Annotated in this window: 6 protein-coding genes; 5 read left to right on the top strand and 1 reads right to left on the bottom strand. The window is 64.1% G+C overall.

All coding sequences use genetic code 11. The annotated features are described in order from the left end of the window. The 3 genes from ppgK to WAN71_RS16730 all read left to right on the top strand — a co-directional run. Positions 1-586 (top strand): polyphosphate--glucose phosphotransferase (ppgK, locus tag WAN71_RS16740; RefSeq protein ID WP_422226410.1); only part of this gene is annotated, 586 nt, incomplete at its 5' end. 178 nt (positions 587-764) lie between these two features. After that, on the top strand, positions 765-2324 hold the full coding sequence (locus WAN71_RS16735) for an RNA polymerase sigma factor (protein ID WP_422226409.1): 1560 nt from the start codon (positions 765-767) through the stop codon (positions 2322-2324). 81 nt (positions 2325-2405) lie between these two features. Further along, on the top strand, positions 2406-2825 hold the full coding sequence (locus WAN71_RS16730) for a RidA family protein (RefSeq protein WP_422226408.1): 420 nt from the start codon (positions 2406-2408) through the stop codon (positions 2823-2825). Here WAN71_RS16730 and WAN71_RS16725 read toward each other — a convergent pair. Beyond that, positions 2768-3139 (bottom strand): DUF952 domain-containing protein, encoded by a 372-nt coding sequence (locus WAN71_RS16725; protein WP_422226407.1) that lies wholly within the window; start codon positions 3137-3139, stop codon positions 2768-2770. The two genes, WAN71_RS16730 and WAN71_RS16725, sit on opposite strands and share 58 nt — an antisense overlap. 125 nt (positions 3140-3264) lie before the next feature. Here WAN71_RS16725 and WAN71_RS16720 point away from each other — a divergent pair, with 125 nt between their 5' ends. Then, positions 3265-3462 (top strand): DUF7455 domain-containing protein, encoded by a 198-nt coding sequence (locus WAN71_RS16720; RefSeq protein WP_422226406.1) that lies wholly within the window; start codon positions 3265-3267, stop codon positions 3460-3462. Positions 3463-3524: 62 nt separating this feature from the next. Continuing rightward, the coding region (locus tag WAN71_RS16715; RefSeq protein WP_422226405.1) for a YihY/virulence factor BrkB family protein at positions 3525-4373 on the top strand (849 nt) is incomplete at its 3' end.

The raw sequence follows: 4373 nt of genomic DNA, 5'->3' as shown, positions 1-4373 counted from the left end.
CGGCTGGACCGGCCCGCTCGGGGTGACCTATCCCGGTGTCGTCACGCACGGCATCGTCCGAACCGCGGCCAACGTCGACAAGGCCTGGATCGGCACAAACGCCAGCGACGTCATCAGCTCCGAATTGGGCGGCCAGCAGATCGTGGTTCTCAACGACGCCGACGCGGCGGGGCTGGCTGAAGAGCGCTACGGGGCGGGCAAAGACACCACCGGCGTGGTGGTGCTGCTCACATTCGGAACCGGAATCGGGTCGGCGGTCATTCACAACGGGATTTTGCTGCCCAACACCGAGTTCGGGCACCTCGAGGTCGGCGGTAAAGAAGCTGAACATCGTGCCGCGTCATCGGTCAGGGACAACCGCGGCTGGAGCTACGAAAAGTGGGCGAAGCAGGTGACGAAGGTACTGGTCGCTATCGAGAACGCGATGTGCCCGGAGCTGTTCATCGCCGGCGGCGGGATCAGCCGCAAAGCCGACAAATGGGTGCCCCTGCTTAAGAACCGCACTCCGGTAGTTGCCGCCACCCTGCAGAACAGCGCGGGAATCGTCGGCGCGGCGATGGCGTCGACCAGCGACGTGACGCACTGAATTTGCGCGCTCAGGCCGGGGTATTGCTGAGCTGTCGTTACAATGGTCTCCGGCAGCCGCCTGAGCGAGAGCGGCGAATATCCAGACTGATAATCGACGCCGACATTCGACATAGCCGATATTTTCCGGTTGAGCATGCCCTAGAGCACCGGAAGTGGGTCCTACCGAAGGGGTTTACGTGGCAGCGACCAAAGCACGACCGGCAGCCGAGCAGCCGGTGAGGCGTACCGCCGCCAAGTCTTCCGCCGCCGCTGGGGCAAAAGGGTCGACGGCCAAGTCGTCCAATGGCTCGGCCACCGCACGACGGGCCACCAAGGCGCCAACAAAGGCAGCGGCTAAGACGGCGACGCGCGCCGCGAAAGCACCGGCGAAGTCCGTCAAGGCCGCACCGGCTAAGGCGCGCACTGCCACTAAGGGCGCTGCCGCCAAGTCCGAGCCGGTCCGGGGCCGCGCCAAGAAGGCGACGTCGTCAAAAGAGGCTCCTAAAGATGTCGAGGTCGTGGCAGATGAGCTCGACACCGAAGAAGAAATCGACGAGCTCGACGGTGAGCCCGACATCGAGGCTGAGCCCGTCGAGGAAATCGACCTCGAGGAAGAGCTGAACCTGGAGGACCTCGAGGTTGAGGCGTCCGAGGGCGACGCGGCCGACACCGAAGAAGATGCCGAAGCTACCCCAGCCAAGGCCGCCGACGCAGCCACAGTCGAGGAAGAAGAGATCGTCGAGCCGAGTGAAAAAGACAAAGCCTCAGGCGATTTCGTCTGGGATGAAGACGAGTCTGAGGCGTTGCGCCAAGCCCGTAAGGACGCCGAGCTCACCGCATCGGCGGACTCGGTCCGGGCTTACCTCAAGCAGATCGGCAAGGTGGCGCTGCTCAACGCCGAAGAAGAGGTGGAGCTGGCCAAGCGGATCGAGGCCGGCCTGTACGCCACGCAACTGATGGTCGAGCTGAGCGATCGCGGCGAGAAGTTGCCCGCCGCCCAGCGTCGTGACATGTCGTGGATCTGTCGCGATGGCGACCGCGCGAAAAACCATCTGCTGGAAGCCAACCTGCGGCTTGTGGTTTCGCTCGCCAAGCGCTACACCGGCCGCGGCATGGCGTTTCTCGACCTGATCCAGGAAGGGAACCTGGGCCTGATCCGCGCGGTGGAAAAGTTCGACTACACCAAGGGTTACAAGTTCTCCACCTACGCGACCTGGTGGATCCGCCAGGCGATCACCCGCGCGATGGCCGACCAGGCCCGCACCATCCGCATCCCGGTGCACATGGTCGAGGTGATCAACAAGCTGGGCCGTATTCAGCGCGAGCTGCTGCAGGATCTGGGCCGAGAGCCCACGCCTGAAGAACTGGCCAAAGAAATGGACATCACCCCGGAGAAGGTGCTGGAGATCCAGCAGTACGCCCGCGAGCCGATCTCACTGGATCAGACCATCGGTGATGAGGGTGATAGCCAGCTCGGCGACTTCATCGAGGACAGCGAAGCGGTGGTCGCCGTCGACGCCGTGTCGTTCACGCTGCTGCAAGACCAGCTGCAGTCGGTGCTCGAGACGCTCTCAGAGCGCGAAGCCGGTGTGGTGCGGCTGCGCTTCGGCCTTACCGACGGCCAGCCCCGCACCCTCGACGAGATCGGCCAGGTCTACGGCGTGACCCGCGAACGCATCCGCCAGATCGAATCGAAGACGATGTCGAAGCTGCGCCACCCCAGCCGTTCGCAGGTCCTGCGCGACTACCTGGACTGAGCTCCGTCAGGCGGCACCCGCTCACGTTGCGCCACGGGTAATTCGGCTGCGCCGGCGACGCCGCTGGCCTAACTTGGCCGAATGTCGGCCAGCCGCACCCTTATTTCGTCCGGATCCGATTTCGAGTCGACCGTCGGCTATTCCCGCGCGGTCCGGATCGGCCCACACGTCGCCGTAGCCGGGACAACCGGTCCGGGACCCGCTGATGACATCGGCGCACAAACTCGAGAAGCCTTGCGCCGCATCGAGGCCGCTCTCAATCAGGCGGGAGCGATGCTCAGCGACGTGGTCCGCACTCGCATCTACGTGACCGACATTTCCCGTTGGCGTGAGGTCGCGGCAGTGCATTCCGAGGTTTTCGGTGAGATCCGCCCCGCGGCCACCATGGTCGAGGTAGCCGCGCTCATAGCGCCCGAGTTGTTGGTGGAGATCGAAGCCGACGCCTACTCGGTCGCCGATTCACCGGCCGGCGGGAAGCTGCCGTCGGCGCCGGGCCGGTAGGTAGTGACACTGATCACAGCAGCAACCGGCAGTGCGCCATATAAGTGCGGGAACAGCATCGACTGCGGATCCGTTGGCACCCCCGGTTCCCATCGAATGGGTGCGTCCAGACGGGCCGGATCGATGTACAACAGCACCAAGTCGTCGCGACCGCGGTAAAGGCGGTTGGCTGGTAGATGCACCTGGTCGGGCGTCGAAAGGTGGACGAATCCGGCGCTGGTAAGCGACTCGGGTCGCAGCTCGCCCCGGGTCCCGGCGGACGACCACTCGTCGGTGGGACACAGGTGCACCAGCACCGCCGGACGGTGGCTCATAGCGCCATCCTGCCCGCAGCGCCAAACGCACAGAAGTGAGAAACGACACAGCCGGTAAACGCGTGGTGAAGACGGCCAAACGCGTTGATATCTGAGACAGTGAGTTACGGCCAGAAGGAGTAGCCATGAACGCGACTTTGACCACTCCCGAGTTAACCAAAGTTGACCGGTGCGACCGGTGTGGTGCTGCCGCCCGTGTACGCGCCAAGCTGCCTTCCGGCGCCGAACTCCTCTTCTGCCAGCACCACGCCAACGAGCACGAGGCCAGGCTGATCGAGCTGTCTGCCGTGCTCGAGGCCAACGCGATCCCGCTGGAGTCCTGAGCCGCGGCTCGCCATCGGCAGTCTGGACGGCAGGACCATTCGTCAGGAATCCTGAACTGGTCATGAGTGACAGACCAGTGAAGCCCTCGCGCCACCACATCTGGCGCATCACTCGCCGGGCGCTATCCAAGAGTTGGGACGACTCGATCTTCTCGGAGTCGGCGCAGGCCGCGTTCTGGTCAGCGCTGTCCCTGCCGCCGCTGTTGTTGGGAATGCTGGGCAGCCTCGCCTACGTGGCGCCACTGTTCGGGCCGGACACCATGGCTGGAATCGAGCAACGCCTGGTGTCGATGTCCAACAAAGTCTTCTCCCCGAGCGTGGTCCACCAGATCATCGAACCGACGATTGCCGACATCGACCGGGGTGCCCGCGGTGAAGTGGTGTCCCTCGGGTTTTTGATTTCACTGTGGGCGGGATCATCGGCAATTTCCGCGTTCGTCGATTCGGTGGTCGAGGCCCACGACCAGACCCCACTGCGCCATCCGGTGCGCCAACGGCTGTTCGCGCTGCTCTTGTATGTGGTGATGCTGCTGATTTTGATCGTCACTGCCCCGCTGATGGTGCGCGGGCCGCGCAAGCTCGCCGAATTCATCCCCGACGGTCTGCAGGACGTGCTGGCCTACGGCTACTATCCGGCGTTGCTCACCGGCCTGATCGTCACCGTGGTGATCCTGTATCGGGTGGCCTTGCCCGAACCGCTGCCGTCGCATCGGCTGATCTTCGGTGCGACACTGGCCAGCGTGGCCTTCGTGATCGCCACCCTGGGGCTGCGCATCTATCTGTGGTGGATCACCGGCACCGGCTACACCTACGGCGCACTGGCCACACCGATCGCGTTTCTACTGTTCGCCTTCTTCGCCGGCTTCGCAATCATGTTGGGCGCGGAATTCAACGCCGCCATTCAGGAGGAG

The organism is Mycobacterium sp., from assembly GCF_049280035.1.
In the GTDB taxonomy this organism is placed as follows: Bacteria; Actinomycetota; Actinomycetes; order Mycobacteriales; family Mycobacteriaceae; genus Mycobacterium.
Note: the sequence above shows the minus strand (reverse complement) of the source record. Positions and strands in the feature narration are given on the sequence as shown.

Bases quoted from the DNA above. Each gene is read 5' to 3' on its own strand.
- WAN71_RS16730 (WP_422226408.1), top strand. From the start codon at position 2,406: ATGTCGGCCAGCCGCACCCTTATTTCGTCCGGATCCGATTTCGAGTCG.
- WAN71_RS16725 (WP_422226407.1), bottom strand. From the start codon at position 3,139: ATGAGCCACCGTCCGGCGGTGCTGGTGCACCTGTGTCCCACCGACGAG.
- WAN71_RS16720 (WP_422226406.1), top strand. From the start codon at position 3,265: ATGAACGCGACTTTGACCACTCCCGAGTTAACCAAAGTTGACCGGTGC.